Origin of the sequence: Janthinobacterium sp. SUN033 (genome assembly GCF_030397595.1) — a bacterium.
GTDB classification, from domain to species: Bacteria; Pseudomonadota; Gammaproteobacteria; order Burkholderiales; family Burkholderiaceae_D; genus Janthinobacterium; species Janthinobacterium kumbetense.
In genome coordinates this window covers 429,457-454,118 of sequence record NZ_JAPQNV010000006.1, presented here as the reverse complement: position 1 = coordinate 454,118, position 24,662 = coordinate 429,457, and the positions used below count along the sequence as shown (strand labels likewise).

At 63.7% G+C, this 24,662-nt stretch carries 28 protein-coding genes; 13 read left to right on the top strand and 15 right to left on the bottom strand.

Annotation, left to right across the window (positions count from 1 at the left end):
• Window positions 1–410 precede the first annotated feature (410 nt).
• The 6 genes from OX460_RS25435 to OX460_RS25410 form a co-directional block, all read right to left on the bottom strand.
• Entirely contained in the window at window positions 411–734 is a 324-nt protein-coding gene (locus tag OX460_RS25435; RefSeq protein ID WP_289900332.1) for a thioredoxin family protein, read from the bottom strand.
• 18 nt (window positions 735–752) lie between these two features.
• Window positions 753–1,448 (bottom strand): fumarylacetoacetate hydrolase family protein, encoded by a 696-nt coding sequence (locus tag OX460_RS25430; RefSeq protein ID WP_289900331.1) that lies wholly within the window; start codon window positions 1,446–1,448, stop codon window positions 753–755.
• A 78-nt stretch (window positions 1,449–1,526) separates the two neighbouring features.
• Window positions 1,527–2,822 carry an MFS family transporter gene (locus OX460_RS25425; RefSeq protein ID WP_099666574.1) on the bottom strand — a complete coding sequence of 432 codons (1,296 nt, stop codon included), beginning with the start codon at window positions 2,820–2,822 and terminating at the stop codon, window positions 1,527–1,529.
• Between the two features lie 252 nt (window positions 2,823–3,074).
• Window positions 3,075–4,277, bottom strand: coding sequence for a 3-oxoadipyl-CoA thiolase (pcaF, locus tag OX460_RS25420; RefSeq protein WP_289900330.1), 1,203 nt, complete (start codon window positions 4,275–4,277; stop codon window positions 3,075–3,077).
• 55 nt (window positions 4,278–4,332) lie between these two features.
• The gene (locus tag OX460_RS25415; RefSeq protein WP_289900329.1) at window positions 4,333–4,974 is read right to left on the bottom strand and encodes a 3-oxoacid CoA-transferase subunit B; all 642 of its coding nucleotides are present in this window, start codon (window positions 4,972–4,974) and stop codon (window positions 4,333–4,335) included.
• Window positions 4,975–4,984: 10 nt separating this feature from the next.
• Complete coding sequence (locus OX460_RS25410; RefSeq protein WP_077408447.1) at window positions 4,985–5,683, bottom strand: 3-oxoacid CoA-transferase subunit A; 699 nt, start codon at window positions 5,681–5,683, stop codon at window positions 4,985–4,987.
• Window positions 5,684–5,849: 166 nt separating this feature from the next.
• On the opposite strand from OX460_RS25410, the gene OX460_RS25405 reads away from it, so the two are divergent.
• On the top strand, window positions 5,850–6,677 hold the full coding sequence (locus OX460_RS25405; protein WP_289900328.1) for an IclR family transcriptional regulator C-terminal domain-containing protein: 828 nt from the start codon (window positions 5,850–5,852) through the stop codon (window positions 6,675–6,677).
• Between the two features lie 17 nt (window positions 6,678–6,694).
• Here OX460_RS25405 and OX460_RS25400 read toward each other — a convergent pair whose 3' ends face one another.
• The 4 genes from OX460_RS25400 to OX460_RS25385 are packed head-to-tail and all read right to left on the bottom strand — an operon-like array spanning window position 6,695 to window position 8,825.
• Window positions 6,695–7,552: a ChaN family lipoprotein gene (locus tag OX460_RS25400; RefSeq protein ID WP_289900327.1), complete on the bottom strand. Its 858-nt coding sequence runs from the start codon at window positions 7,550–7,552 to the stop codon at window positions 6,695–6,697.
• 45 nt (window positions 7,553–7,597) lie between these two features.
• On the bottom strand, window positions 7,598–8,029 hold the full coding sequence (locus OX460_RS25395) for a YeeE/YedE family protein (protein WP_289900326.1): 432 nt from the start codon (window positions 8,027–8,029) through the stop codon (window positions 7,598–7,600).
• Between the two features lie 8 nt (window positions 8,030–8,037).
• Window positions 8,038–8,463 (bottom strand): YeeE/YedE family protein, encoded by a 426-nt coding sequence (locus tag OX460_RS25390; protein WP_289900325.1) that lies wholly within the window; start codon window positions 8,461–8,463, stop codon window positions 8,038–8,040.
• 8 nt (window positions 8,464–8,471) lie between these two features.
• The gene (locus tag OX460_RS25385) at window positions 8,472–8,825 is read right to left on the bottom strand and encodes a metalloregulator ArsR/SmtB family transcription factor (protein ID WP_035822023.1); all 354 of its coding nucleotides are present in this window, start codon (window positions 8,823–8,825) and stop codon (window positions 8,472–8,474) included.
• A 332-nt stretch (window positions 8,826–9,157) separates the two neighbouring features.
• On the opposite strand from OX460_RS25385, the gene OX460_RS25380 reads away from it, so the two are divergent.
• Complete coding sequence (locus tag OX460_RS25380) at window positions 9,158–9,559, top strand: hypothetical protein (RefSeq protein ID WP_289900324.1); 402 nt, start codon at window positions 9,158–9,160, stop codon at window positions 9,557–9,559.
• A gap of 96 nt (window positions 9,560–9,655) precedes the next feature.
• On the opposite strand, the gene OX460_RS25375 is transcribed toward OX460_RS25380, so the two are convergent.
• The 4 genes from OX460_RS25375 to OX460_RS25360 are packed head-to-tail and all read right to left on the bottom strand — an operon-like array spanning window position 9,656 to window position 12,413.
• Complete coding sequence (locus tag OX460_RS25375; RefSeq protein WP_289900323.1) at window positions 9,656–9,835, bottom strand: hypothetical protein; 180 nt, start codon at window positions 9,833–9,835, stop codon at window positions 9,656–9,658.
• Window positions 9,832–10,233 (bottom strand): DUF3224 domain-containing protein, encoded by a 402-nt coding sequence (locus tag OX460_RS25370; RefSeq protein WP_289900322.1) that lies wholly within the window; start codon window positions 10,231–10,233, stop codon window positions 9,832–9,834. Before OX460_RS25370 ends, OX460_RS25375 begins: the two co-directional genes overlap by 4 nt.
• Window positions 10,233–10,820, bottom strand: a complete 588-nt coding sequence (locus OX460_RS25365) for a DUF1697 domain-containing protein (protein ID WP_099666564.1) — start codon at window positions 10,818–10,820, stop codon at window positions 10,233–10,235. Before OX460_RS25365 ends, OX460_RS25370 begins: the two co-directional genes overlap by 1 nt.
• A gap of 15 nt (window positions 10,821–10,835) precedes the next feature.
• A complete protein-coding gene (locus OX460_RS25360) occupies window positions 10,836–12,413 on the bottom strand; it encodes a HAMP domain-containing sensor histidine kinase (protein WP_289900321.1) in 1,578 nt (525 codons plus the stop codon).
• A gap of 201 nt (window positions 12,414–12,614) precedes the next feature.
• Between OX460_RS25360 and OX460_RS25355 the strand changes: the two genes are divergently transcribed.
• On the top strand, window positions 12,615–12,953 hold the full coding sequence (locus OX460_RS25355; protein WP_070257435.1) for a hypothetical protein: 339 nt from the start codon (window positions 12,615–12,617) through the stop codon (window positions 12,951–12,953).
• Window positions 12,950–13,795 carry an HDOD domain-containing protein gene (locus OX460_RS25350; protein WP_251350307.1) on the top strand — a complete coding sequence of 282 codons (846 nt, stop codon included), beginning with the start codon at window positions 12,950–12,952 and terminating at the stop codon, window positions 13,793–13,795. The genes OX460_RS25355 and OX460_RS25350 overlap by 4 nt, the downstream gene beginning before the upstream one ends.
• Window positions 13,796–13,936: 141 nt before the next feature.
• Here the strand turns inward: OX460_RS25350 and OX460_RS25345 are convergent, their stop codons facing one another.
• Window positions 13,937–14,263, bottom strand: coding sequence for a hypothetical protein (locus OX460_RS25345; protein WP_034746769.1), 327 nt, complete (start codon window positions 14,261–14,263; stop codon window positions 13,937–13,939).
• Window positions 14,264–14,949: 686 nt separating this feature from the next.
• Here OX460_RS25345 and miaB point away from each other — a divergent pair.
• From miaB to gmhB, 9 genes are all read left to right on the top strand, one after another.
• Window positions 14,950–16,317 carry a tRNA (N6-isopentenyl adenosine(37)-C2)-methylthiotransferase MiaB gene (gene miaB, locus OX460_RS25340; RefSeq protein WP_289900320.1) on the top strand — a complete coding sequence of 456 codons (1,368 nt, stop codon included), beginning with the start codon at window positions 14,950–14,952 and terminating at the stop codon, window positions 16,315–16,317.
• The gene (locus tag OX460_RS25335) at window positions 16,314–17,378 is read left to right on the top strand and encodes a PhoH family protein (protein WP_099666560.1); all 1,065 of its coding nucleotides are present in this window, start codon (window positions 16,314–16,316) and stop codon (window positions 17,376–17,378) included. Before miaB ends, OX460_RS25335 begins: the two co-directional genes overlap by 4 nt.
• Complete coding sequence (gene ybeY, locus OX460_RS25330; protein WP_289900319.1) at window positions 17,362–17,826, top strand: rRNA maturation RNase YbeY; 465 nt, start codon at window positions 17,362–17,364, stop codon at window positions 17,824–17,826. Before OX460_RS25335 ends, ybeY begins: the two co-directional genes overlap by 17 nt.
• A gap of 4 nt (window positions 17,827–17,830) precedes the next feature.
• Window positions 17,831–18,253, top strand: coding sequence for a DUF4259 domain-containing protein (locus OX460_RS25325; protein WP_099666558.1), 423 nt, complete (start codon window positions 17,831–17,833; stop codon window positions 18,251–18,253).
• A gap of 117 nt (window positions 18,254–18,370) precedes the next feature.
• Complete coding sequence (locus tag OX460_RS25320) at window positions 18,371–19,249, top strand: transporter associated domain-containing protein (RefSeq protein WP_071075558.1); 879 nt, start codon at window positions 18,371–18,373, stop codon at window positions 19,247–19,249.
• Window positions 19,250–19,265: 16 nt separating this feature from the next.
• Window positions 19,266–20,855, top strand: coding sequence for an apolipoprotein N-acyltransferase (lnt, locus tag OX460_RS25315; RefSeq protein ID WP_289900318.1), 1,590 nt, complete (start codon window positions 19,266–19,268; stop codon window positions 20,853–20,855).
• A 147-nt stretch (window positions 20,856–21,002) separates the two neighbouring features.
• Complete coding sequence (gene glyQ, locus OX460_RS25310; protein WP_289900317.1) at window positions 21,003–21,920, top strand: glycine--tRNA ligase subunit alpha; 918 nt, start codon at window positions 21,003–21,005, stop codon at window positions 21,918–21,920.
• 39 nt (window positions 21,921–21,959) lie between these two features.
• Window positions 21,960–24,062: a glycine--tRNA ligase subunit beta gene (glyS, locus tag OX460_RS25305; RefSeq protein ID WP_289900316.1), complete on the top strand. Its 2,103-nt coding sequence runs from the start codon at window positions 21,960–21,962 to the stop codon at window positions 24,060–24,062.
• Window positions 24,062–24,649, top strand: coding sequence for a D-glycero-beta-D-manno-heptose 1,7-bisphosphate 7-phosphatase (gmhB, locus tag OX460_RS25300; protein ID WP_072455078.1), 588 nt, complete (start codon window positions 24,062–24,064; stop codon window positions 24,647–24,649). Before glyS ends, gmhB begins: the two co-directional genes overlap by 1 nt.
• Window positions 24,650–24,662 lie beyond the last annotated feature (13 nt).

The following is a 24,662-nucleotide window of genomic DNA, read 5'->3' as shown; positions in this document are numbered from 1 at the left end:
AGCCTTGCGTGCATGCATTTGCTGCGCATTTGCTATTAAATTTGCAAACAAAAAACAACGGTTTTAGTTGCCGTAGCGAACTGCCGGCAACGCGCGCTAACGCGCCGTGATCAGTGCTGATTTAGAGAAACAACGGTCGTGCGCCATCCGGTTACCCGGGGCACGGCAGGAAAGGCGTCAGGGGATGGGCGACGTGTATCAGGCCCGGCGTATCGCCAGGCATTCCGTACCAGACCCGCGCGTCGGCATCGCGGCATCGGTCATTTGTGGTGAATCCTTGCCTGCGGCCCCTCCGGGTGGAGCGGGCCGGCGATGATCGCGCCTGCATCACGAAGGATGCGGTTGATCTTGCTGTAAGCGGCTTATGATACGCGCAGTGGTGCGGTGCGGCAAGAAATGATGGAAACCGCCTACGCGTCGATCAGGGCGAACGCCTTGGCGATCTCCGCGCTGTCGAGCGGGCGCACGAGGCGCGCCACTTCCTGGCCATCCTTGAGGAAAATCAAGGTCGGCCACAGTTTCACCCGGAACGAGCGTCCCAGGGCGCGGCCGGGGCCGTCTTCCACGCGCAGGTGCGGCACCTCGGGGTGCTGCGCAAAGGCGGCGGCCAGCGGCGCCTGGGTGGCGCGGCAGTGGCCGCACCAGCCCGTGCCAAATTCCAGCAGGGCCGGCCCTGCCAGGGCGTCGATCCCGGCGCGCGTGGGTTGCTCCACAGAATACGTGTCATTCATCATGCCAGTCTCCTTGACAACTTAGACTACTTTCACGCGCAAGGTCTCCAGGCCATCGATGGCCCCCACCAGCTCGTCGCCGCGCTGCACGGCCGCCACGCCGGCCGGCGTTCCCGTGTAGATCAGGTCGCCTGGCTGCAAGGTAAAGTAGGTCGACAGGTCGGCGATGGTTTCCGCCACATTCCAGATCAGCATGTCGATGCTGCTGCTTTGCCGCAGCTCGCCATTCACGTGCAGGGTGATGGCGGCATGGCTGACGTCGCCCGCCTGCGCGGCCGGCGTGATGGAACCGATGGGCGCCGAGTGCTCGAACGCCTTGCCCGTTTCCCACGGACGACCCTGCTTTTTCGCCGCACCCTGCACGTCGCGGCGCGTCATGTCCAGGCCGATCGCATAACCCCACACGTGGCTCAGCGCATCGGCCACGCCGATATCGCTGCCGCCCTTGCCGATGGCCACCACCAGTTCCATCTCGTGCTGGAAATCCTGCGTCTGCGCCGGGTATGGCAACTCACCCGTCGTGCCGGCAGGCACGGGCAGCACGGCGTCGGCAGGCTTCATGAAGAAAAACGGCGCCTCGCGGCCCGTGTGGCCCATTTCCTGGGCATGGTCGACATAGTTGCGGCCCACGCAATAGATGCGGTGGACGGGGAAAGTATCAACGCTGCCGCTGACGGGAACGCTGGGCTGGATGGCTGCGGCAATGACATACGACATGGAAACTCCTGATCGGCACGATAAAAAGGCGGTGATGAAAAAGGGGACACCGCAGTGTCCCCTTATTTTACGGCAAGCTTACTTCAGCAGTCCCGAGCGGCTCGGATCCGGCATGCGGATGGCCACGATGAAGGAAATCAGGCACATGATGGTCACGTACCAATAGAAATACTCTTCCACGTGCCAGGCCTTGAACTGCAGCGCCACGTATTCGGCCGAACCGCCGAACATGGCGTTGGCGACCGCATACGACAGGCCCACGCCCAGCGCGCGCACTTCGACGGGGAACATTTCCGCCTTGATCAAGCCGCTGATCGACGTATAGAAGCTGATGATGGCCAGCGCGATGATGATCAGGCCAAACGCCGCATACGGGCTGGTGATGTCTTTCAAGGCATGCATGATCGGCAACACGCACAGGGTGGCCAGGCCGCCGAAGAACAGCATCGAGGTGCGGCGGCCGATGCGGTCCGACAAGGCGCCGAACACCGGTTGCAAAATCATGTAGACGAGCAAGGCGCACGTCATGACGGCGCTGGCCGTCTTCGTATCCATGCCGGCCGTGTTGACCAGGTATTTCTGCATGTAGGTGGTAAACGTGTAGAACACGAGCGAGCCGCCGGCCGTAAAGCCAAGTACCGTGATGAAGGCGCGCTTGTGCTTGAGCAAGCCGCGCAGGCTGCCAGCGTCCTTGTCCTTGCGCTCGCTGGCGGTGGTCGTTTCCGTCAGGGATTTACGCAGGTTCAGCGACACGAGGGCCGCCAGGGCGCCGAAGACGAACGGGATGCGCCAGCCCCAGGCACGCAATTCTTCCAGGGTCAGCAATTGCTGCAAGACCACCAGCACCAGCAGCGCCAGCAACTGGCCGCCGATCAGGGTCACGTACTGGAACGAGGCGAAGAAACCGCGCTTGCCCGATTCCGACACTTCGCTCATATAGGTGGCGCTGGTGCCATATTCGCCGCCCACGGACAAGCCCTGGAACAGGCGCGCCACCAGCAGCAGGAACGGCGCGAAGGCGCCGATGGTTTCATACGTGGGCAGCACGGCGATCATCAGCGAGCCGCCGCACATCATCAGCACGGAAATCATCATCGACTGGCGGCGGCCGTATTTGTCGGCGATGCGGCCGAACAGCCAGCCGCCCACGGGACGCATGAGGAAGCCGGCGGCAAAGATGCCGGCCGTCTGCAGCAGCTGCGTCGTCGGGTTACCGGAAGGGAAGAAGGCGTGCGAGAAGTACAGCGCGCAGAACGAGTAAATGTAGAAGTCGAACCATTCGACCAGGTTACCGGAGGAAGCGCCAATGATGGCCTTGATGCGCTGCTGGGAAGTCAGCTGCGCAACGTCATGCGGAGTATCGTGGGATGTCATATCAGTCTTCTTGTTCGTGTGAAAAAGCCAACGCCAGCCGGGTTGCCCGGGCTGGTTTTGCATCATACGCCCTTGATCGGGGTCAAAAAGCCGCCCGGCATACGCGTTAATACGTATCGCCGGCAACTTTTTTTCACCTGCTGGCGCGTGGAATCAGACCCGTTCCAGCACCAGCGCGATGCCCTGGCCGATGCCGATGCCGCATCTTGTGTCAGTGCACAGTGCATGGCGCCTGCCCGGACGCGCTGCAGGTCAGACGCGCTCGAGCACCAGCGCAATACCCTGCCCCACGCCGATGCACATGGTGCACAAGGCATAGCGCCCGCCCGTGCGGTGCAGCTGGTTGACGGCCGTCATCGCCAGGCGCGCGCCCGACGCGCCCAGCGGGTGGCCCAGGGCGATGGCGCCGCCGTTCGGGTTCACGCGCGGGTCGTCGTCAGGCAAGCCCAGCTGGCGCAGCACGGCCAGGCCCTGGGCGGCAAACGCTTCGTTCAGTTCGATGACGTCGAAATCGGCCAGGGTCAAGCCCGTCATGGCCAGCACTTTCAGGGTGGCGGGCGCGGGGCCGATGCCCATGATGCGCGGCGCCACGCCGGCCGTCGCCATGGCCACGACACGGGCGCGGGGCGTCAGGCCAAAGCGGGCCGCGTTGGCTTCATCAGCCAGCAGCAGGGCCGCCGCGCCATCGTTGACGCCGGACGCGTTGCCGGCCGTGATCGTGCCATCCGCGCGCACGACGGGCCTGAGTTTCGTCAAGGTTTCCAGGGTGGTGGCACGCGGATGCTCGTCGCGGGCAACGATGACAGGGGCGCCCTTCTTCTGGGCGATGCTGACGGGGCAGATTTCACTGTCGAACACGCCCGCCTGCTGCGCCGCCAGGGCTTTCACCTGGCTGGCCAGGGAAAACGCATCCTGGTCGATGCGGCTGATGCCAAAGTCCTGCGCCACGTTTTCCGCCGTTTCCGGCATCGAATCGACGCCGTACTGCGCCTTCATCAAGGGATTGATGAAGCGCCAGCCGATGGTCGTGTCTTCCATTTTCATGCCGCGTGCAAAGGCGCTGTCGGCCTTGCCCATGACAAACGGCGCGCGGCTCATGCTTTCCACGCCGCCGGCGATCAGCAAGCCCGCCTCGCCGCTCTTGATGAAGCGGGCGGCGCTGCCGATGGCGTCCAGGCCCGAGCCGCACAGGCGGTTCAGGGTGGCGCCCGGCACGCTGTCGGGCAAGCCGGCCAGCAGGGCCGCCATGCGCGCCACGTTGCGGTTATCCTCGCCCGCCTGGTTGGCGCAGCCGTACAGCACGTCGGTGACAGCCGTCCAGTCCACGTGCGGATTGCGTGCCATCAAGGCACGGATGGGCACGGCGCCCAGGTCGTCGGCGCGCACGCCGGCGAGTCCGCCGCCATAGCGGCCAAAGGGCGTGCGTTGGGCGTCGCAGATATATGCGTGGGTCATGTTCTTTCCTCCAAGAAAGTAGTTTGCGTATTGATGGTGACGTATTGATGGCGAATTAACGTCCGTCCGTCAGCGGCACGGCCGTCAACGCTTGCAACTGCTCGAAACTCAAGCCGTCCACCAGTTCGATGACCGTGGCGCCGGCGGGCGACAGGTCGAGCACGGCCAGGTCGCTGTAGATGCGGCTGACACAGCCGATGCCCGTCAGCGGATACGTACATGCCTGCACCAGCTTGCTTTCACCCGTCTTGGTCAGCAATTCCATCATGACCCAGGTTTTTTTCGCGCCAATGGCCAGGTCCATGGCCCCGCCCACGGCGGGAATGGCGTCGGGCGCGCCCGTGTGCCAGTTGGCCAGGTCGCCCGTGGCGGAGACTTGAAACGCGCCCAGCACGCAGATATCCAGGTGGCCGCCGCGCATCATGGCGAAGCTGTCGGCGTGGTGGAAGTAACTGCCGCCGGCCAGCAGGGTGACGGGTTGCTTGCCCGCATTGATCAGGTCGTAGTCTTCCTCGCCCGGCGCGGGCGCGGGGCCCATGCCGATCACGCCGTTTTCGCTGTGCAGGATGATGTCCGCGCCGGCCGGCAAGTGGTTCGCCACCAGGGTCGGCAAGCCGATGCCCAGGTTGACGACATTGCCTTCATGGATGTCGGCCGCCACGCGGGCCGCCATTTGATCTCGATTCCATTTATTCACTTGATATTCCTCAGGCAGCTTTGAAGCCGGCGGGGCCGGTGGCCGTGCGCGGCACTTGCACCAGGCGCTGCACGAACAGGCCCGGCGTGATGACGTGCTCGGGATCGATGCTGCCCAACTCGGCAACTTCATGCACGGAAGCAATGCTAACTTTCGCGGCCATGGCCATGATGGGGCCGAAGTTGCGCGCCGTCTTGCGGTAAGTCAGGTTGCCCCAGCGGTCGCCCTGCTCCGCCTTGATCAGCGCGAAGTCGGCGTGGATCGGTGACTCGAACACATACATGCGGCCGTCGATCTCGCGCGTTTCCTTGCCCTTGGCCAAGTCCGTACCGTAACCCGTGGGCGTGAAAAAGCCGCCGATGCCGGCGCCGGCGGCGCGGATGCGCTCGGCCAGATTGCCCTGCGGCACCAATTCCAGCTCCAGCTTGCCCGCGCGGTACAGCGCGTCGAACACATGGGAATCGGCCTGTCGGGGGAACGAGCAGATGATCTTGCGCACTTGCCCGTTTTTCAGCAGGGCGGCCAGGCCCGTGTCGCCATTGCCCGCATTGTTGTTGACGATGACGAGGTCGCGCGCGCCCTGGGCGATCAAGCCGTCGATCAGCTCGGCCGGCTGGCCCGCGCCGCCGAAGCCGCCAATCATGACGGTGGCGCCATCGTGGATATCGGCCAGCGCATCAAGCACGCTGGAACGCAGTTTGTCGATCATTGCCTGTCTCCTCCCAATCAAACCCATCAGACATTTGTTCGCATAACGAACAAATATTCGTATTTAGAACTTATTCGTGAGAATATGCCTGATCGGGGCGCTTGTCAATTTGCCGTTTTCGCCGGCCCCATGGCTATAATTGCCACCTTGACCAATTGGAATCGCCATGACCGCACGCAGCAGCACGCCCCTTTCCGCCGAAGAAACCCTCGATGCCGACGGCGCGCCCCGTCCTGGCGACAGCTATGTGCAATCGTTCGCGCGGGGCCTGGCCGTGCTGCGCAGCTTTGGCGCGGACGCGCCGCAACAGACCCTGAGCGAAGTGGCGGAGCGGGCGCAGCTGACGCGCGCGGGCGCGCGGCGCATCCTGCACACCTTGTTGCATCTTGGCTACGTGGAAGCGGATGGGCGGCTGTTCCGCCTGACGCCGAAGGTGCTCGACCTCGGCTATGCCTATTTGTCGTCGCTGCCCGTGTGGACGCAGGCGCAGCCGCTGCTGGAAGAATTGATGCAGACCTTGCGCCAGTCGTGCTCGGCCACCGTGCTCGACGGCGACGATATCGTGTATGTGGTGCGCCTGTCCGCGCACCGCACCATGTCGATCAACCTGGGCATCGGCAGCCGCCTGCCCGCCTACTGCACCTCGATGGGACGGGTTTTACTGTCGGGCCTGGCGCCCGAGGTGCTGCGCGAACGGCTGTCGAAGATGGCGCTGCTGAAAATCACGCCGGCGACCAAGGTCGATATCGACCTCTTGATGGAAGAGATTGCGCAAGTGCGGCGCCAGGGCTGGTGCCTGGTGCAGGAAGAGCTGGAACAGGGCTTGATCGCCCTGGCCGCGCCCGTGTTCGACCGGGCCGGCAAGGTGGTGGCGGCGATCAACGTCAGCGGCCAGACGGCGGGACCGTCCGTCGCGCACCTGCTGGAACACAGCTTGCCGAAACTGCTCGACACGGCAAGCCGGGTCAGCGCCCTGGTGCGGGTGCAGCAGTAGGAATTATTTCCTGAACCTTATTTCTTGAATTTGGCGCACGGGTCCGGGCGCGGTTGCGCGGGCATCGTTTGCGTCAGGTCAAACGTACCCTTGTAGCCGCTGCCGCCCTGCTCCAGGTAGCCGATGCTGCGCACGTTCAGCTGCGGGTCGGCCAGCTTCAGCCAGCGGGGCACGCCGATATCCTTGCGCACGTGGTCGTTGCCGGCGATCAACACCACGTCGCGCGGCGCCTGGTCGCGGATCAGCTTGGCCATCCAGATATCGCGCGCCACCTGGGCGTTGACGACACCTTTGATCATCATGTCGGGCAGCATATTGCAGCGGGCTGCCTGGACTTCCTTCTCTTGCCCGTCCAGGATGTCCGCCGGCACGGGCGCGGCCAGGTACGTGGCCACCATCGCGGGCGGCATGGCCCACTGGATGCCGTCGCGCACGATGCGCGAGGCATCGGCGGGCGACAGGTTGCCGGCGACCAGGCTCAGCTGGTAGCTGATGACGAGGTCCAGCACGGGCCGGTACAAGCTCCAGTCCCAGCGCGGCTGTTCCATCACGCGGATAATGCAGTCGGGGTCGGCGCAATCGCGCGCGGCGCGCGTCAGCAAGGCCTGGTTTTCGCGGTCGAACTGTTCCATGACAATCACGGGACGCCAGCCGGTCGCCAGGCGGCGACGCAATTCCTCGACGCGCAGGCGCTGGCCTTGCGCATTGTCATGGACTTCGCCCAGCAGCAACACTTGCGGATTGGGCAAGGTGTCGGCCACGGGCACGGGAGCGGGCGGAGCGTCTTTCTTCAGCAAGCTGCCGCAGGCAGCCAGCGCCAGCACGCTGCACAACAGGGCGGCTTGCGCGCCGGCGCGGAAAATCACGGTTTTCATGTCAGGCGGGTATCTTCAAGTGGCGATGCGCCAGATTGTACCGTCTCAGGCCGGCGCCGGCAGCTTGCGGCGCTCCAGCACTTCAAAGACAAGCATGCCGGCCAGCATGGCGCCGGCAAACAGCCACGCCTTCGGCTGGCCCGCCAGCAGGGACACGAGGGCGGGGCCGGGACAGAAACCGGCGATGCCCCAGCCCGCACCGAAGGCCAGGCTGCCCAGCAGCAAGCGCCGGTCGATGCGCCGCGATACAGGCAATTGCATGGGCTCGCCCAGCAGCGCCGTGCCGCGCCGCCGCGCCAGCCAGAAGGCAGGTATGGCCACGCCGATGGCGCCGCCCATCACCAGCGCCAGCGACGGATCCCAGGCGCCGGCCAAGTCGAGGAAACCGAGCACCTTGGCCGGGTTGCTCATGCCGGAAACGATCAGGCCCAGGCCAAAGACGAGGCCGCTCAACAGGGAAAGGATCAGCTTGCTCATAAGTTTGCTCACAGATGGCGCAACAGATAGACGGTGAGGAAACCGGCCGCCATGAAGGCCATGGTGGCCGCCAGCGAACGGGGAGACAGGCGCGACAGGCCGCACACGCCGTGGCCGCTGGTGCAGCCGGCGCCATAGCGCACGCCCACGCCCACCAGCAGGCCCGCCACGATCAGGGCGGGCGTGCCCGCATCGATCTGCACGGACGGCAAGGCTTGCCACACCTGATACAGCAGGGGCGTGCCGATCAGGCCGGCAAGAAAGGCGATGCGCCAGCCCAGGTCGCCACGGCGCGGCCGCAGCAAGCCGCCGAGGATGCCGCTGATGCCGGCGATGCGGCCATTGAACAGGATCAGCAGGGCCGCAGCCAGGCCGATCAGCATGCCGCCAGCCAGCGAGGCCCACGGCGTGAAATGCTGCCAGTCGATGTGCATGGAAATACTCAGTCCGCTTCGTCGTTGAACGTGGGGCGTGGCGCGCAAAATTGCGCGTACAGCACTTGCAGCACGGCCAGCACGGGCGCGCTGGCGACGCGGTAATAGATCTGCTTGCCGTCGCGCCGCGTGGCCACCAGCATCTCTTCGCGCAGCACGCCCAGCTGCTGCGACAGGGTCGGCTGGCCGATGCCCACTTTTTGCTCGAGGTCGCTGACGCAATGCTCGCCCTGAGATAGCTGGCACAGCAGCATCAATCGGTCGGCATTGCCCATGGCCTTGAGCAGCGAGCTGGCCTTGTAGGCCGAGCCACGCATGGCGTCGAGGTTGTATTCGGCGTGTTGTGTTGCGACTGTCTCCATCGTGCCCTCCCACAGGCGGTCATATTGATCATCATGCGATAAACAATATACTAATCAATATACTGTTTTCCTGCTGGCGATTCGCACAAAAAAACAACAGTGTTTTTCGGCGATAGCGTGCTCATGCGAAGTGTGCGGCAGCGATAGCCATCACGCTATCAAAATGATAAATATTCGTAATTTAAAGTAAATAAGCGTAGCAAAATTGCCACGATTTGTGCTGTAATAAGACCTCTTCAGAAAAATCGTGATACGCCCCCGTACAGGCGCATTGTCCGTCCAGGCGCAGGCCGGTTTTCGACCGCACCGCACGGTGAACCAGGGAGTCAAAGATGAAGTTACTTCAGCCGCTAGGCATGGCCATGCTGGCGCTGTCGGCGTGCGCCGGCAGTGCGGCGGCCAGCACCCCGCCCACGACACACGCCCAGGTCGTGAGCGACGACAGTCTCGGTTTCACCAGCACTGCCGACAATCCCGGCTGGGACACACCGGACTTGCCGTATGCGCGCCTGCTGGCGCAGAGTACCATGCTCAACACGGCCCCGCGCTGGAGCAGCACCGGTGCGCGCCACGGCGCACTGCCTCCGTCCGCAGCCGCCACGGCCCCGGCCGTGCAGCAAACGAACGTGCCGCCGCCCGTGCCCGAAGCGAGCATGGTCTCGATGTTGCTGGTGGGACTGGGCTTGCTGGCCTTTAGCATGCACGGTGAAAAACAGGAAAAATTCGATAGCTGACCCTATTCCGGCAGCCGATGCCGCTGCCTTAAAAAAAATTCCGCCTTGCGCGGAATTTTTTTGCCTGCCGTGCCTGGGTTGATGCTCACTTGATGCTCACTTGTCCAGCAAGCGGCAAACCCGTTCGATATTACCTACAGGAATGCCCGACTTCAGGGCGCGCGCGATGCAGGCTGCCTTATCCGTGCCCGAGGCGGAAATGAGCACGAAGGCCGTGCCCAGAGCGCTGACGGCGACCAGCAATATCAGCACGCCCTTGACGATCTCCCAGTTCATGGCACGTCAGCAATCTCATACGTGAAAGCATAATAATGCTTGCCCTCTTCGATGCGGATGGCCAGGCTGCCCGACAGGCCTTGCAATTGCTCCGTCCCCGTATCGGGCACCACCGTCACCGACAAGGCGGGCGCGCCGCGCGTCATCGTGCCGCTGTGCTGCAAATAAAAACTGCCGTGACGCCCGTCCAGCGTGCCTTCCACCCGCTCCAGCGCCACATAGCCTGCCGAGCCGGCCACGCTGGCGCGCGCGCTGAGCATCTCGCCCCGCGCACTGGCGTCGAGGGCGCCGTGGTAGCGCTTGTCGAGCGACAGGCGTCCCAGCCCCGATTGCGCGGCCGTGTCCGACAAGGTTTCCGGGGTGATGGTGACGTCGAATGTACCGCGAATGGTAGGCATCAGTACTCCTTGGAAAATGAAGAGGTGGCGGCCGCCTCCGGCCCGTTCAGCAGCACATGCAATTTTTGCATGGTGGCCCAGTTGCGCGAGGTGACGCCATCGCCGAGCAGCACGCCCAGCGCCGCCACCACCTTGCTGGCCAACACGCCATCGGGACACCAGGCATACGCGGCCCAGCGCCCCAGTACCAGCGCTTCCGGCTGCCACGGCCGCTGCGCCAGGGGTGCCAGGCGCTGCATGTCGGCCGGATTGTTCAGCACCAAGGTCAGCAGACGCGCCGCATCGGCCGCCGGCGCCAGGGTGTTTTGTTCGATCAGTTCGGCAAACTGGCTGGCCGACAGCACCGTCACCCGGGCCGCCACGCCCAGTTTCAGCACCAGTGCTTCCTCGATGCGGGCAGCGGCGTCGGCCGGCGCGACCTTGCCCCCGTCATACACGACGTTGCCGCTGTTGAGCACGGTACGCACCTGCGCAAAGCCCAGGTCGCCCAGCAGCTTACGCAGGTCGGCCATGGCCACGCGCTTGGCGCGGCCGACATTGATCCCGCGCAAAAGCGCCACTTGCTGACTATTTTCCATCTGTGCCATGTGTTGTCTCCTTGCCTATGCCTGGCTGGCCGGAACGCTGGCGGCGCCTTCCGGCAATGGCGTCACCTTGGGCAGGCGCAGCAGGAACGTCGCGCCCTGCCCCAAGGTGCTGCTGACCGTGATGGTGCCGCCAAACTGCTTGGCAATCAAGTTGAATACGATATTCAAGCCCAGACCCGTGCCGCCCTGTCCGCGCCGCGTGGTGACAAACGGGTCGAACACGCGGTCGAGCATGTCGGGCGCGATGCCGCGGCCATTGTCGCGCACCTGCATGGCGATCCAGTCGTTGTCGCCGTGCACGCCGATATGGATGTGGCCGTCTGTGTCCGCATCGAAGGCGTGCTCGACGCAGTTCAGGACCAGGTTGGTCAGCACCTGCGCCAGCGCGCCCGGATAGCTGTCGAGCATGATGCCGGGCGGGCAATCGATATCGATGCGGATGCGCGTCTTTTTCAGGGTCGGCTGCAGGCTCGAGATGACTTCGCCGATATAGTCGCGCAATTCGAACAAACGGCGCGCTTCGCTGACCTGGTCGACGGCGATCTGCTTGAAGCTGTGGATCAGGTGCGCGGCGCGGTAGGCATTGTTCATGATCAGGCGCGCGCTTTCGCCGGCCGTTTCCAGGTAGCGCACGATATCGGTCTTCTTCACGCTGCCGCCCGCCACCGCCGCGCTGATACCATCGGTGGCTTCCTTCAGCACCGAGGCGCTGGTCAGCGCGATGCCGACCGGGGTGTTGATTTCATGCGCCACGCCCGCCACCAGGCTGCCCAGCGAGGCCAGGCGTTCCGACTGCAGCAACGATTCCTGCGCGCGGCGCAACTCGTCCATGGCCTGCGCCGTTTCCTGCTGCGAGCGGCGCGCCATGTCTTCCGCCTCGCGGCTGCCCTCGATGATGGACTTGAGCTTGCGCTGCACGGCATTGAAGCCGCGGATCACGTCGCCCAGCTCGTCGCGCCGGTTTTCCGGCAGCTCTTCGACGTCATCGCTGCCGCGCGTGGCCAGGTCGAACAAGCCGTCGCGCAACTGTTTCAAGGGGCCGAAGACGATGCGCAGGCTCAGCGCCAGGGCGCCCACCAAAATGATATCAAGTAGCAACACTTCCAGCACCTTGCGCCGCACTTCGCCGCGCAGGGCCGCGTCGATCTGGGCACGGCTGAAATTGACGATGACCTTGCCGACGATCACCGGCTTGCCGCCCGTGGCCGCCGCCACGGCGTCGCGGAACACCAGCGGCGCCTCGACGGGCGTGCCGCCCATGGCCACGTCGGAGGTCAAAGGCACCAGGGTGCCGGCCGCATCGCGCACTTCGCCCGCGAACAGGCCGACGGAGGCGTCGTAGACGCGGATGCCGACCAGTTCCGGCGGCAGCATTTCAGCCGCGACGATGCTGTCGACCTTGGATTTGTCGAGGTCCCACAGGGCGGACGGCAAGCTGGTCTGCAAGCGCGTGAGCACGCCGCTGCGCAGGCGCGCGCTGCCCGATTCGAGTTCCTTGCTCAAGGTATATTGGGTATAGCTACCCGAAATGCCCAGCACCAGGGTGACGATCACGACAAAAAGCAGGGTCAGCCGGACTTGGATACTCACCATCAATCAACACTCCCCGGGCCAGGCCGCCAGCCCGCGGCGCGGGCGCAGTGACGTCAGCGGACAACAGCCTGAATCAAATGTACGGTATGACATGCTTATTGGCAAGATTTACAGCAATGCCGTTTTCCACCAGGCCTTGATACAGGTTGAGACATTGCGTCATGGCAATGGTAATATCCCGCAATCATCTAAGGAGTCGTCATGGCGGTCATGCATCAACATCTACCCCTGGAACAAGTTCGTCCTGGCATGGTCTTGTCGGATGTCTTGCTCGATGCGCATGGACAAGTGCTGTTGCCGCAAGGCGCGGTATTGACGGAAAACATGCTGGCCCTGATGCCGCGCCACAACATCGACATGCTGCCGATCCAGGCGCCGCCCCCCTCGCCCGAAGAAATCGCCGCGCAACAGGCGGCCGACAGCGAACGGCTGGCCTACCTGTTCCGCAAGCATGACCCCGAGGATCCCCTGGACGCGGCCACCACCTTGCTGCGCAGCTATGTCACGGCTTACCGCCTGGGCACGGGAGAGGCAGCATGAGCACCCAGCTGACGCTCGACGACATCGTCGCCCACCTCGATGACTTGCCTTCGCTGCCCGCCGTCGTCATGGAACTATTGAACAGCATCGACCAGGAAGACGTCGATATTTCCGTGCTGGCCAAAAAAGTATCGTACGACCAGGCGCTGACGGCGAAAACCCTGCGCCTGGCCAACTCCTCGCAATATGGCTTGCAGGTGAAAGCCACCACCATCCAGCAGGCGATCACTTACCTCGGCTTCCAGACCACGCGCAGCCTGATCACGTCGGCGGCCATCACGGGTTGCTTCCCGGAAGGACGCTGCCCCGGTTTCGACGACAAGGCCTTCTGGCGCCATTCGGTGGCGACGGCCGCCTGCGCCAAGGTGCTGGCGCGGCAAATCCGCTTCAACCAGGATTACGCGTTCACGGCCGGCTTGCTGCACAACATCGGGCGCCTGGTGCTGGTCAGCAGTTTTCCCGCGCACTATGCGCAAGTCATCGCGCACCAGGCGGCGCACGATTGCAGCCTGCTCGAAGCGGAGCAAACCGTACTGGGCGTGGATCACGTGCAAGCCGGCGTGGCGCTGGCCGAACACTGGAATTTTTCCGACACGATGCGCCTGGCGCTGGGCAACTATCTGCAGCCGGACACGCCGGGAGCAGGCTTCCTCGCGTCGCTGATCCACGTGGCCAATGCCGTCGTCTGCGCGCTCGACCTGGCGCAGGCGGGCGACGACATGGTGCCGCGCGTCTCGCCGGTAGCCTGGGATGCGCTGGGCCTGGGCGAAGACACGTATCTGCAGCTGTTCCGCGAGACGGAACTGCGCTACGACGAAATCACCTCGGCACTGCTGAGCTAAACATGGCCGCAAACGCAAACGGCTCTCGCTGCGAAGCGAAAGCCGTCAAGGGTACTGCGGTGTGTCCATGCTGCCCGGCCCACGCCGGCCTGTTGCCGCCAGCAGTTACGCAAGCGGCACAGTCAGCGCGCCACCGCCGCATCAGTGCGCGTAATTCGATTCTTGCGCATCGCCGCGGTCTTCCGCTTTTGGACGGCCCTGGGCGTCGGACAGACGATACTTGGTGCGGCGGTCGCCCATCAAGTCGCGCAGGTCACGGATGCTCATGCCCGTCACTTCGTGCATGCGGATCAGCAGCGAGGCACCGACCGGCAAGCGGTGATGGCGGATCTTGCTGATGACGGGTGGCGCCACTTCGAGCAGACGCGACAGGGCTGCATCGTTTTTCAGCTGCATCTTGCTCAGCAGAATATCCAGCAGGTGGTTCGGGTTGTAACTCTCTTGCGATGCTAATGCATGATGTGCCATGATTTTTCCTCGTCTGGTGAATGTAGAAAATAATGCCGATACGAACTTAAGGCTGGCTTAGAGTGTTCAAATAAACGTCTGTCATCGGATTCAGCCCTCCCCCGCCTTTCCTCCGTATCGCACTGCCTGCACAGGACTCGCACAGCCACGCCCAGCCAACGTACGCAATTTGCCGCGTGAGTAAAAGCACGTGCAATCCACTGAAATGAATTGCATATAAGGCAATATACTAGCCCAAACACGCGGCATCTGCGCCTCGCGCAAACTTCCTGATTGTTAAATATCAATCAAGCTGCTGGTTGGCTTGGCAACGATGCTATTTCAACACATTAGGATGCCAGCGGGCGCACACAAGGCTTTGCAGCAACTTGTTACAAATCAATGGTGTCGCACGGCAATAAATGCTTTTGAGCATCACTACTCAGGGCCACATATACAGGCGACAACCTTGTCGGCAAGGTAAGCACAACATGGCCCGCCCCGGCGATTTACGCTAAACTATGGCCTGAACTTGCAGCGAGCCTGCCGCCGGGCAGCCAGAGGCGCCCGGCCGGTCATCCACCGCCTCCCGCCCCGAGCGGCGCACAGCGCAAGCCCCCTGCCCAGCTTATTTGCAGCCACACTGATTTGCTCCATTATTTGTCCCACTTATTTGCCGCCACATTTACCGATAAGCACCCGACGCCATGCAGAAAAAAGTATTCATTAAAACCTTCGGCTGCCAGATGAACGAGTACGACTCGGACAAGATGGCCGACGTGCTGGGCGCCTCCGATGGCCTGGTGCGCACCGACACGCCGGAAGATGCCGATGTGATCCTGCTCAATACCTGCTCCGTGCGCGAAAAGGCGCAGGAAAAAGTGTTTTCCGACCTGGGCCGTCTGCGCGAGCTGAAACTGGCCAAGCCGCACCTGCTGATCGGCGTGGGCGGCTGCGTGGCGTCGCAGGAAGGCGACGCCATCGTCAAGCGCGCGCCGTATGTCGACATGGTCTTCGGCCCGCAAACCCTGCACCGCCTGCCGCAGATGATCGAACTGCGCCGCGCCAGCGGCGACGCGCAAGTGGACATCAGCTTCCCGGAAATCGAAAAGTTCGACCACATGCCGCCGGCCAAGGTGGAAGGCGCCTCGGCGTTCGTTTCCATCATGGAAGGCTGCAGCAAATATTGCAGCTACTGCGTCGTGCCCTACACGCGCGGCGAGGAAGTGTCGCGCCGCTTCGAGGACGTGCTGACGGAAGTGGCGGGCCTGGCCGCCCAGGGCGTCAAGGAAATCACCCTGCTGGGGCAAAACGTCAACGCCTACCGTGGCGCGATGGAAGGCGGCGAGATCGCCGACTTCGCCCTGCTGCTCGAATACGTGGCCGACATCCCCGGCATCGCGCGCATGCGCTTCGTCACCAGCCACCCGAAGGAATTCACGCAGCGCCTGATCGACGCCTATGCGAAGATCCCGCAGCTGGTCGACCACCTGTATTTGCCCGCGCAGCACGGTTCCGACAAGGTGCTCGGCGCCATGAAGCGCGGCTACACGGGCCTCGAATACAAGTCCATCATCCGCCGCATCCGCGCCGTGCGCCCGAACATGGCCATTTCGTCCGACTTCATCGTCGGTTTCCCCGGCGAGACCCAGGCCGACTTCGACGCCATGATGAAGCTGATCGCCGACGTGGGCTTCGACAACAGCTACAGCTTCATCTTCAGCAAGCGCCCCGGCACGCCGGCCGCCAGCCTGGAAGACGACACGCCGCATGACGTCAAGCTGGCTCGCTTGCAACAGTTGCAGGCGGCCATCGACGCCAACACGCGCAAATACAGCCTGGCCATGGTCGGCACCGTGCAAACCATCCTCGTCGAAGGCCGCTCGAAGAAGGACACCAATGACAGCGAACTGCAAGGCCGCACGGAAAACAACCGCGTGGTCAATTTCGACGCCGGCCCCGACGGCTTGCAACTGATCGGCCAGCTGGTCGACGTGCGCATCACCGAAAGCCATTCCTACACCCTGCGCGGCGAACTCGTCGCCAGCGCACCCGCATTGAAAAGAGCCAGTTGAAAACCAAAGCCCCGATACAGCCGCATTACTTCATCCCCGAGCCGCTCGACAACACGCGCCTGGCGCACCTGTGCGGCCCCCTCGATGAAAACCTGCGCCAGATTTCCGCCGCCCTCGACGTGACGATCTTCCGCCGCGGCGAGAAATTCATCGTCGGCGGCAGCAATGCCGAACGCGCCGTGGAAATCCTCGAACAGTTCTACGCCATCGCCAACAAGGTCGTGCCGCTGGAAGAAGTGCAGCTGGCCCTGGTGGAACAGCGCGCAGGCCTGTCCGCCGCCTCGGAACACCACGCCAACGCACCCGTCAGCACCTTCGTCGAGCCGGATATCGCCAGCCCCGTGCTGAAAACGCGGCGCGCCGACCTGCGCGGGCGCACGCCGCACCAGATCGCCTACCTGCGCGACATCCTCGAACACGACATCAGCTTCGGCGTCGGCCCGGCAGGCACGGGTAAGACCTACCTGGCCGTCGCCTGCGCCGTCGACGCGCTCGAACGCGACGCCGTCAAGCGCATCATCTTGACGCGCCCCGCCGTCGAAGCGGGCGAACGCCTGGGCTTCCTGCCGGGCGACCTGGCGCAAAAGGTCGACCCGTATCTGCGTCCCCTCTACGATGCGCTGTATGATTTGCTGGGCTTTGACCGCACGCAAAAACTGTTTGAAAAACAGGTGATCGAGATCGCCCCGCTGGCCTACATGCGCGGACGCACCCTGAACCACGCCTTCGTCATCCTTGACGAGGCGCAAAACACCACCGTCGAACAGATGAAGATGTTTTTGACGCGCATCGGCTTCGGCAGCAAGGCCGTGGTGACGGGCGACGTCACGCAAGTCGACCTGCACAAGAGCCAGACGAGCGGCCTGATCGACGCCGTGCACGTATTGAAAGACGTGCGCGGCATCGGCTTCACGCAATTTAACAGCACCGACGTGGTGCGCCATCCGCTCGTCGCGCGCATCGTCGACGCCTATGAAACGGCGCAGGCGGCCAACGCCGACGCCGCCCAGTTACTCCCCTTGTTGAAACCAGCTGCCGCCAAAAATGTCCGAAAAAAATAAACTGTCCCTGTCCGTGCAATATCCGGACGCCCGCCTGGAAGCCCTGATCACGCGCCCGAAAGTGCGCCGCTGGGTCAAGGCGGCCCTGTTCGCCCCCGCAGAATTCACCATCCGCTTCGTCGACGCGGAAGAAGGCCGTACCTTGAACCGCGATTACCGCGAAAAGGACTACGCCACCAACGTGCTGACGTTCGCCTACAACGAAGGCGAAGAACTCGGTGACGACGAGCCGACGCGCGCCGACATCATCCTGTGCACCGACGTGCTGGAAAAGGAAGCGGCGGAACAGAAGAAAAGCGTGGAAGAGCACACTGCCCATCTGATCGTGCACGGCGTGCTGCATGCGCAGGGCTACGACCACATGGATGACGAAGAAGCCACCGAAATGGAGGGCCTGGAAACGGACATCCTGGCCAAGCTCGGCATCACCGACCCGTACAAGGAGTAAGACCATGGGAACCTGGGCCACTGACGCCTTCGGCAACGACTACGCCATGGATTGGGCGCAGGACTTGCACGAATATAAAACCCTGGAACTGGTCGAGACGACGCTCGACAACGTCATCGACAGCCAGGAAGCGGAGCTGGAAGCGCCGTTCGCCGCCGAAGCGCTGGCCGCGCTGGAAGTGATCGCGCGCCTCTTGGGCAAGCCGGGCGAGGACGACCCGGCCACGGCGGAAGTGGACGAGTGGGTGGCCGCCTGCAAGAAGAAGGTGACGCCGCCGCTGCTGGACAAGGCGCGCCTGGCCTTCGAGCGCATCACGGCGGAGTCGTCGGAACTGCGCCAGCTGTGGCAGGACAGCGAGCATTTCGCCGACTGGCAAGCCGACGTGGCGGCCCTGCGCGCGCGCGTGCTGGGCCCGGACGCCGCGTAAAACATCGGGCAACGGCGCACTTCGACGTATTAAATTTGCATCAAAAGCGGGGAAATCCGGTATTCCCCCACTTTTGGTGTATCCTATATCCCTTCGCAACAACGGCTCACGCCTCCTATGCCCGAGCACCCTAGTGGCGTCAGAACTGACGTCAAGCCCCACCGGTCACTGTTTGAACGCCTGACCGCACTCATTTCCCCCGAGCCAGAGAACCGTGCAGAATTGCTCGATGTTCTACACGATGCGCATGAACGCAAGCTGATCGACGCCGACGCCCTGTCGATGATCGAAGGCGTGTTTCAGGTATCGGATCTCTGTGCGCGCGACATCATGATTCCCCGCTCGCAAATGGATGTCATCGACATCAGCAAGCCGATCGAGGAATGGATGCCGGAAGTCCTGTCCACCGCCCACTCGCGCTTCCCCGCGATCGAAGGCGAGCGCGACAAGGTCATCGGCATCCTGCTGGCGAAAGACTTGCTGCGTTATTACGCAGAAGAAACTTTCGACGTCCGCGACATGCTGCGCCCCGCCATCTTCATCCCCGAATCGAAACGCCTGAATGTGCTGCTGCGCGATTTCCGCGCCAACCACAATCACATGGCCATCGTCGTCGATGAATACAGCGGCGTCGCCGGCCTGATCACCATCGAAGACGTGCTGGAACAGATCGTCGGCGATATCGAGGACGAATACGACTTCGACGAAGCCGAGGACAACATCCTGTCGCTGAAGGAAGGCCAGTTCGGCCCCCGCTGGCGCGTCAAGGCGCTGACCGAGATCGAACAATTCAACGAAGAAGTGGGCAGCCACCTGGTGGACGACGACGTCGACACCATCGGCGGCCTCGTGTCGAAGTACCTGGGCCGCATGGCGCACAAGGGCGATATCTTCGACCTGGGCAATTTGCGCTTCGAGGTGCTGCGCGCCGATGCGCGCCAGGTGCACGTGCTGCTCGTCGAGCGCCTGCCCAACGTACCGGAACTGGAACTCTGACATGCGCGTCCTGTAAATGCGTTTCAGACGCGCCGACCCCAACGCCCCCGCCAAACCGCCCCGCAGCACCTGGGCGCGCATGCTGACTGCCGCCATCGCCGGCGCCGTCGCCGTGCTGGCGTTCGCCCCTTTCGGCTACTGGCCGCTGCAAATCCTCAGCCTGGGCGTGCTGTTCTACCAGGTGCTGCGTTCGTCCAGCGTCAAGGGCGGCGCGCTGATCGGCTGGGCCTACGGCTTCGGCTGGTGCGCGGCCGGCACGCACTGGCTGTACATCTCCATGCACCGCTATGGCGACATGGCCGCGCCGATCGCCGCCGTCGCCGTGGCCCTGCTGGCCCTCCTGATGGCCATCTACGTGGCCCTGGCCATGGGCGCGGCCGCCTGGCTGCGCCAGCGCTGGGTGCTGTCCCTGCCCGCCATGACCCTGCTGGTGCTGCCCGCGACCTGGACCCTGTTCGAATGGACGCGCGGCTGGCTGTTTACGGGTTTTCCGTGGCTGGCCACCGGTTACGCCCACAATGCCAGCCCGCTGGCCGGCTTCGCCCCCATCGTCGGCGCCTATGGCCTGGGCTGGCTGGCGGCGCTGTCGGCCGGCACCCTGCTCTTGCTAGTCCACCCCCTGCACCGCACGCGCTGGTTCGCGCTGGGCGGCGTGATCGCGCTGTACGCGGCCGGCATCGGCTTGCAATATGTGGCGTGGACGCACCCGGTCGGACGCCCGATCACGGTGCGCCTGCTGCAGGGCAATGTGCCGCAGCAGCAGAAATTCGACCCCGGCTTCGTGCTGGGCGCCCTGCAGATGTACCAGGGCGCCATCACCAGCGCGCCGGCCGACCTGATCGCCACGCCGGAAACGGCCGTCACCGTGCTGCCGCACCAGCTGCCGCCCGGCTATCTGGATAACCTGGCGACGTATGCGCGGCAGACGGGCAGCTCGATTTTGGTCGGCATGCCCGTGCTCGACGAGCAGCAGCGCTTTTACAATGCGGCCGTGGGGATCACGCCCAACGGCACGCCGGGACCGTACTACCAGTACCGCAAGCACCACCTGGTGCCGTTCGGCGAATTCGTGCCGCCCGGCCTGCACTGGTTTGTCGCCATGATGGCCATCCCGCTGGGCGACATGGGCCGCGGCGCCGAGGTGCAAGCGCCTTTGGCCGTGCGCGACCAGCTGGTGCTGCCGAATATCTGCTACGAAGACTTGTTTGGCGAGGAAATCGCCGGCCAGCTGGCCAGCGCCCACCGCAGCGGCAAGCAGTCGGCATCCGTGCTGCTCAATATCTCGAACCTGGCCTGGTTTGGCGATTCGATCGCCATCCCGCAGCATTTGCAGATTTCGCAGATGCGCAGCCTGGAAACGGGCCGCCCGATGCTGCGCTCGACGAATACGGGCGCCACCGCCGTCATCGACGGCAAGGGCGTGGTGCAAAGCCTGCTGCCGCCGGAACAGCAAGCCACCCTGTCGGCCAAGGTGCAAGGCATGGGCGGCATGACGCCATACATTCTTTACGGCAACAAACTGGTGCTGGCCCTGGCCGCGCTGGCCCTGCTGACGGCCTTCCTGCTGTCGCGCGCCGCCCGCCGTGGCCGCGCTGCGCAGCAATAAGCGGCCGATATTGCCCGAAGAGTCACAGTGGGCCCGTAAAAACCGCTAAAATTAGCAAAACCCCGGCCCGGACGCGCTTCCAAGCATGCGCCCGGGCTTCAAGCAAACCTTAACAAAGCGCAGCCTCCCGCGCGGCGAACTCATACGATGCTCACATTTCAACAAATTATCCTGACCTTGCAAACCTATTGGGACAAGCAAGGTTGCGCCCTGCTCCAGCCTTACGACATGGAAGTCGGCGCCGGCACCTTCCACACCGGCACCTTCCTGCGCGCGATCGGCCCGGAACCTTGGCGCGCCGCGTATGTGCAGCCGTCGCGCCGCCCGAAAGATGGCCGCTATGGCGAAAATCCGAACCGCATGCAGCATTATTACCAGTATCAGGTGGTGCTCAAGCCCGCGCCGGAAAACATCCTCGACCTGTATCTGGGTTCGCTGGCCGCCCTGGGCCTGGATTTGAAGCAGAATGACGTGCGCTTCGTCGAGGACGACTGGGAAAGCCCGACCCTGGGCGCCTGGGGCCTGGGCTGGGAAGTCTGGCTGAACGGCATGGAAGTGACCCAATTTACCTACTTCCAGCAAGTGGGCGGCCTCGATTGCAAGCCCGTGCTGGGCGAAATCACCTACGGCATCGAACGCCTGGCCATGTACCTGCAAGGCGTGGAAAACGTGTATGACCTGGTGTGGACCGAGTGGGAGGAGAACGGGGTCACGAAAAAGCTGACCTACGGCGACGTCTTCCACCAGAACGAGGTGGAGCAGTCGACCTACAACTTCGAGCACGCGAATACGAACCTGCTGTTCGAACAGTTCGGCAACTACGAAGCGGAAGCGAAGCGCCTGATCGAGCTGCAACTGACCCTGCCCGCCTACGAAAAGATCATGAAGGCCTCGCACAGCTTCAATATGTTAGATGCGCGTGGCGCCATCTCGGTGACGGAACGCGCCGCCTACATCGGCCGCGTGCGCACCCTGTCGCGCCTGGTGGCGCAAGCGTATTACGACTCGCGCGAGCGCCTCGGTTTCCCGATGCTGCCCGCCGCAGACCAACCCGCCGCCGCTTGATCGCCTAGCTCATACACCGCCGTACCAGACAAGAACACCATGAACCAAACACTGCTCATCGAACTGCTGACCGAAGAACTGCCGCCGAAAGCGCTGGCCAAACTGGGCGCCGCCTTCACGGCCGGCATCGTCAACGGCCTGAAGGCGCGCGACTTCCTGGAAGCCGACAGCGTCGCCACCAGCTACGCCTCGCCGCGCCGCCTGGCCGTCTCCATCACCAACGTGCGTGAAGTCTCGCCCGATAAATCGATCCGCGAAAAAGTCTTGCCCGTCTCCGTGGCGCTGGACGCGAACGGCAACGGCACCCCGCCGCTGGCCAAGAAACTGGCCGCGCTGGGCTTCCCCGACCTGACGGTGGCCGAGCTGGAACGCGCCGCCGACGGCAAGGCTGAAAGCTTCTTCTACACCTACACGGCGCCCGGCAGCCAGCTCGCCACGGGCGCGCAAGCTGCCCTGGCCGAGTCGGCCGCCAAGCTGCCGATTCCAAAGCTGATGAGCTATCAGCGCCCGGACGGCACCACCGTGCAATTCGTGCGTCCGGCCCACAGCCTGATCGCCCTGCACGGCATCAATATCCTGCCATTGACCTTGCTGGGTTTGACGGCCGGCCGCACCACCCTGGGCCACCGCTTCCTCACCGACGGCGAACCGATCACCATCGCGCACGCGGAAAACTATGCGCCGTCGCTGATTCTCAACGCCAGCGTCATCGCCAGCAACGAGGAACGCAAGGAGCGCATCCGCGCCCAGTTGCTGGACAAGGCCGGTGCCGACCAGGTGCTGATGCCCGAAGCGCTGCTCGATGAAGTCACGGCCCTGGTCGAATGGCCGGTCGTGTATGAGTGCCACTTCGAGGAAGAATTCCTGGCCGTGCCGCAGGAATGCCTGATCCTCACCATGCAGACGAACCAGAAATACTTCGCCCTGACGGACAGCGAAGGCAAGCTGCGCTCGCGCTTCCTGATCGTGTCGAACATCGAAACGGACACGCCAGAGCACATCATCGGCGGCAACGAGCGCGTCGTGCGCCCGCGCCTGTCCGACGCCAAGTTCTTCTTCGAGCAAGACAAGAAGAAGACCCTGGCAGCGCGTCTGCCGCTGCTGGCTAACGTGGTCTACCACAACAAGCTGGGCACGCAGGCGGCCCGCACAGAGCGCGTCAAGTCGCTGGCCGGCGCCATCGCCGCCAAGCTGCAATATGACGTCGCCCTGGCCGAACGCGGCGCCCTGCTGGCCAAGGCCGATTTGCTGACCGACATGGTGGGCGAATTCCCCGAGCTGCAAGGCATCATGGGCACGTACTACGCGCGCCATGATGGCGAACCGGAAGAAGTGGCGCTGGCCGCCTCGGAGCATTACCAGCCGCGCTTTGCCGGCGACAGCCTGCCGACCACCGGCACCGGCACCGCCGTGGCGCTGGCCGACAAGCTCGAAACCCTGGTCGGCATCTGGTCCATCGGCCTGGCGCCAACGGGCGACAAAGACCCGTTCGCGCTGCGCCGCCACGCGCTTGGCGTGCTGCGCATGCTGCTGGAAAAACGCCTGCCTTTGTCGATCCAGGGCTTGCTGGCCGATGCCGCCGCGCAGTTCGCAGCCGTTCCCGGCTTCAAGGACCCGGTCGCGGACGTCACCACCTTCATGCTGGATCGCCTGCGCGGCATCCTGCGCGAGCGCGGTTTCTCGCCGAATGAAATCGAAGCCGTCGTGGCGCAGAATCCGGACCGCCTGGACGACATCGTGCAGCGCCTGGAAGCCGTGCAGGCGTTTGCCGCCCTGCCGGAAAGCGCCTCGCTGGCCGCCGCCAACAAGCGCATCACGAACATCCTGAAAAAGAACGAAGAAGCCGTGAGCCAGGTCGCCGCCGGCGGCGTCAACGTGGCGCTGCTGCAGGACGAGGCGGAGAAAAAACTGGCCGCCGCCGTCTCGCGCGTGCAGCCGGAAGTCGACGCGGCCTTCGCCAAGGGCGACTTCACCAGCACCCTGCAAACGCTGGCGCAGCTGCGCGACGATGTCGATGGCTTCTTCAACGACGTGATGGTGATGGCCGAGGATGTCGCCCTGCGCAACAACCGCCTGGCCTTGCTGTCGTCGCTGCACGGCATGATGAACCGCGTCGCCGACATTTCGAAGCTGGCGGCATAATGGGCACGCCGGCGCTGAAACTGATTATTCTCGACCGCGACGGCGTCATTAATCATGACTCGCCGGACTTCATCAAGTCGCCTGCCGAATGGCTGCCGATACCCGGTTCGCTCGAAGCGATCGCCCGCCTGAACCAGGCAGGCTATCGCGTCGTCATCGCCTCGAACCAGTCGGGCATCGCGCGCGAATATTTCGACATGACGGTCTTGAACGCGATCCACCAGAAGATGCACACATTGGCGCAGCAGGTGGGCGCCGATATCGATGCCATCTTCTTTTGCCCGCATGCGGGCGCGGACAATTGCGACTGCCGCAAGCCGAAGCCCGGCATGTTCCATGAAATTTCGCAGCGCTACAACACCAGCCTGAAAGGCGTGCCCACGGTCGGCGATTCGCTGCGCGACCTGCAGGCAGGCTTCATCAGCGGCTGCGTGCCCTACCTGGTCCTGACGGGCAAGGGCGAGAAGACCAATGAAACGGGCGGCCTGCCGCCTGGCACCCAGGTCTTCCCCGACCTGGCCGCCGTCGTCAGCCACCTGCTCAAGGCGCCAGCGACACCGGCGCCCACAGTGGCATTCAGTATCTAATCTTCGGAGAACC

Bases quoted from the DNA above. Each gene is read 5' to 3' on its own strand.
- OX460_RS25435 (WP_289900332.1), bottom strand. From the start codon at position 734: ATGATGAATGACACGTATTCTGTGGAGCAACCCACGCGCGCCGGGATC.
- OX460_RS25430 (WP_289900331.1), bottom strand. From the start codon at position 1,448: ATGTCGTATGTCATTGCCGCAGCCATCCAGCCCAGCGTTCCCGTCAGC.
- OX460_RS25425 (WP_099666574.1), bottom strand. From the start codon at position 2,822: ATGACATCCCACGATACTCCGCATGACGTTGCGCAGCTGACTTCCCAG.
- pcaF (WP_289900330.1), bottom strand. From the start codon at position 4,277: ATGACCCACGCATATATCTGCGACGCCCAACGCACGCCCTTTGGCCGC.
- OX460_RS25410 (WP_077408447.1), bottom strand. From the start codon at position 5,683: ATGATCGACAAACTGCGTTCCAGCGTGCTTGATGCGCTGGCCGATATC.
- OX460_RS25405 (WP_289900328.1), top strand. From the start codon at position 5,850: ATGACCGCACGCAGCAGCACGCCCCTTTCCGCCGAAGAAACCCTCGAT.
- OX460_RS25400 (WP_289900327.1), bottom strand. From the start codon at position 7,552: ATGAAAACCGTGATTTTCCGCGCCGGCGCGCAAGCCGCCCTGTTGTGC.
- OX460_RS25395 (WP_289900326.1), bottom strand. From the start codon at position 8,029: ATGAGCAAGCTGATCCTTTCCCTGTTGAGCGGCCTCGTCTTTGGCCTG.
- OX460_RS25390 (WP_289900325.1), bottom strand. From the start codon at position 8,463: ATGCACATCGACTGGCAGCATTTCACGCCGTGGGCCTCGCTGGCTGGC.
- OX460_RS25385 (WP_035822023.1), bottom strand. From the start codon at position 8,825: ATGGAGACAGTCGCAACACAACACGCCGAATACAACCTCGACGCCATG.
- OX460_RS25380 (WP_289900324.1), top strand. From the start codon at position 9,158: ATGAAGTTACTTCAGCCGCTAGGCATGGCCATGCTGGCGCTGTCGGCG.
- OX460_RS25375 (WP_289900323.1), bottom strand. From the start codon at position 9,835: ATGAACTGGGAGATCGTCAAGGGCGTGCTGATATTGCTGGTCGCCGTC.
- OX460_RS25370 (WP_289900322.1), bottom strand. From the start codon at position 10,233: ATGCCTACCATTCGCGGTACATTCGACGTCACCATCACCCCGGAAACC.
- OX460_RS25365 (WP_099666564.1), bottom strand. From the start codon at position 10,820: ATGGCACAGATGGAAAATAGTCAGCAAGTGGCGCTTTTGCGCGGGATC.
- OX460_RS25360 (WP_289900321.1), bottom strand. From the start codon at position 12,413: ATGGTGAGTATCCAAGTCCGGCTGACCCTGCTTTTTGTCGTGATCGTC.
- OX460_RS25355 (WP_070257435.1), top strand. From the start codon at position 12,615: ATGGCGGTCATGCATCAACATCTACCCCTGGAACAAGTTCGTCCTGGC.
- OX460_RS25350 (WP_251350307.1), top strand. From the start codon at position 12,950: ATGAGCACCCAGCTGACGCTCGACGACATCGTCGCCCACCTCGATGAC.
- OX460_RS25345 (WP_034746769.1), bottom strand. From the start codon at position 14,263: ATGGCACATCATGCATTAGCATCGCAAGAGAGTTACAACCCGAACCAC.
- miaB (WP_289900320.1), top strand. From the start codon at position 14,950: ATGCAGAAAAAAGTATTCATTAAAACCTTCGGCTGCCAGATGAACGAG.
- ybeY (WP_289900319.1), top strand. From the start codon at position 17,362: ATGTCCGAAAAAAATAAACTGTCCCTGTCCGTGCAATATCCGGACGCC.
- OX460_RS25325 (WP_099666558.1), top strand. From the start codon at position 17,831: ATGGGAACCTGGGCCACTGACGCCTTCGGCAACGACTACGCCATGGAT.
- OX460_RS25320 (WP_071075558.1), top strand. From the start codon at position 18,371: ATGCCCGAGCACCCTAGTGGCGTCAGAACTGACGTCAAGCCCCACCGG.
- lnt (WP_289900318.1), top strand. From the start codon at position 19,266: ATGCGTTTCAGACGCGCCGACCCCAACGCCCCCGCCAAACCGCCCCGC.
- glyQ (WP_289900317.1), top strand. From the start codon at position 21,003: ATGCTCACATTTCAACAAATTATCCTGACCTTGCAAACCTATTGGGAC.
- glyS (WP_289900316.1), top strand. From the start codon at position 21,960: ATGAACCAAACACTGCTCATCGAACTGCTGACCGAAGAACTGCCGCCG.
- gmhB (WP_072455078.1), top strand. From the start codon at position 24,062: ATGGGCACGCCGGCGCTGAAACTGATTATTCTCGACCGCGACGGCGTC.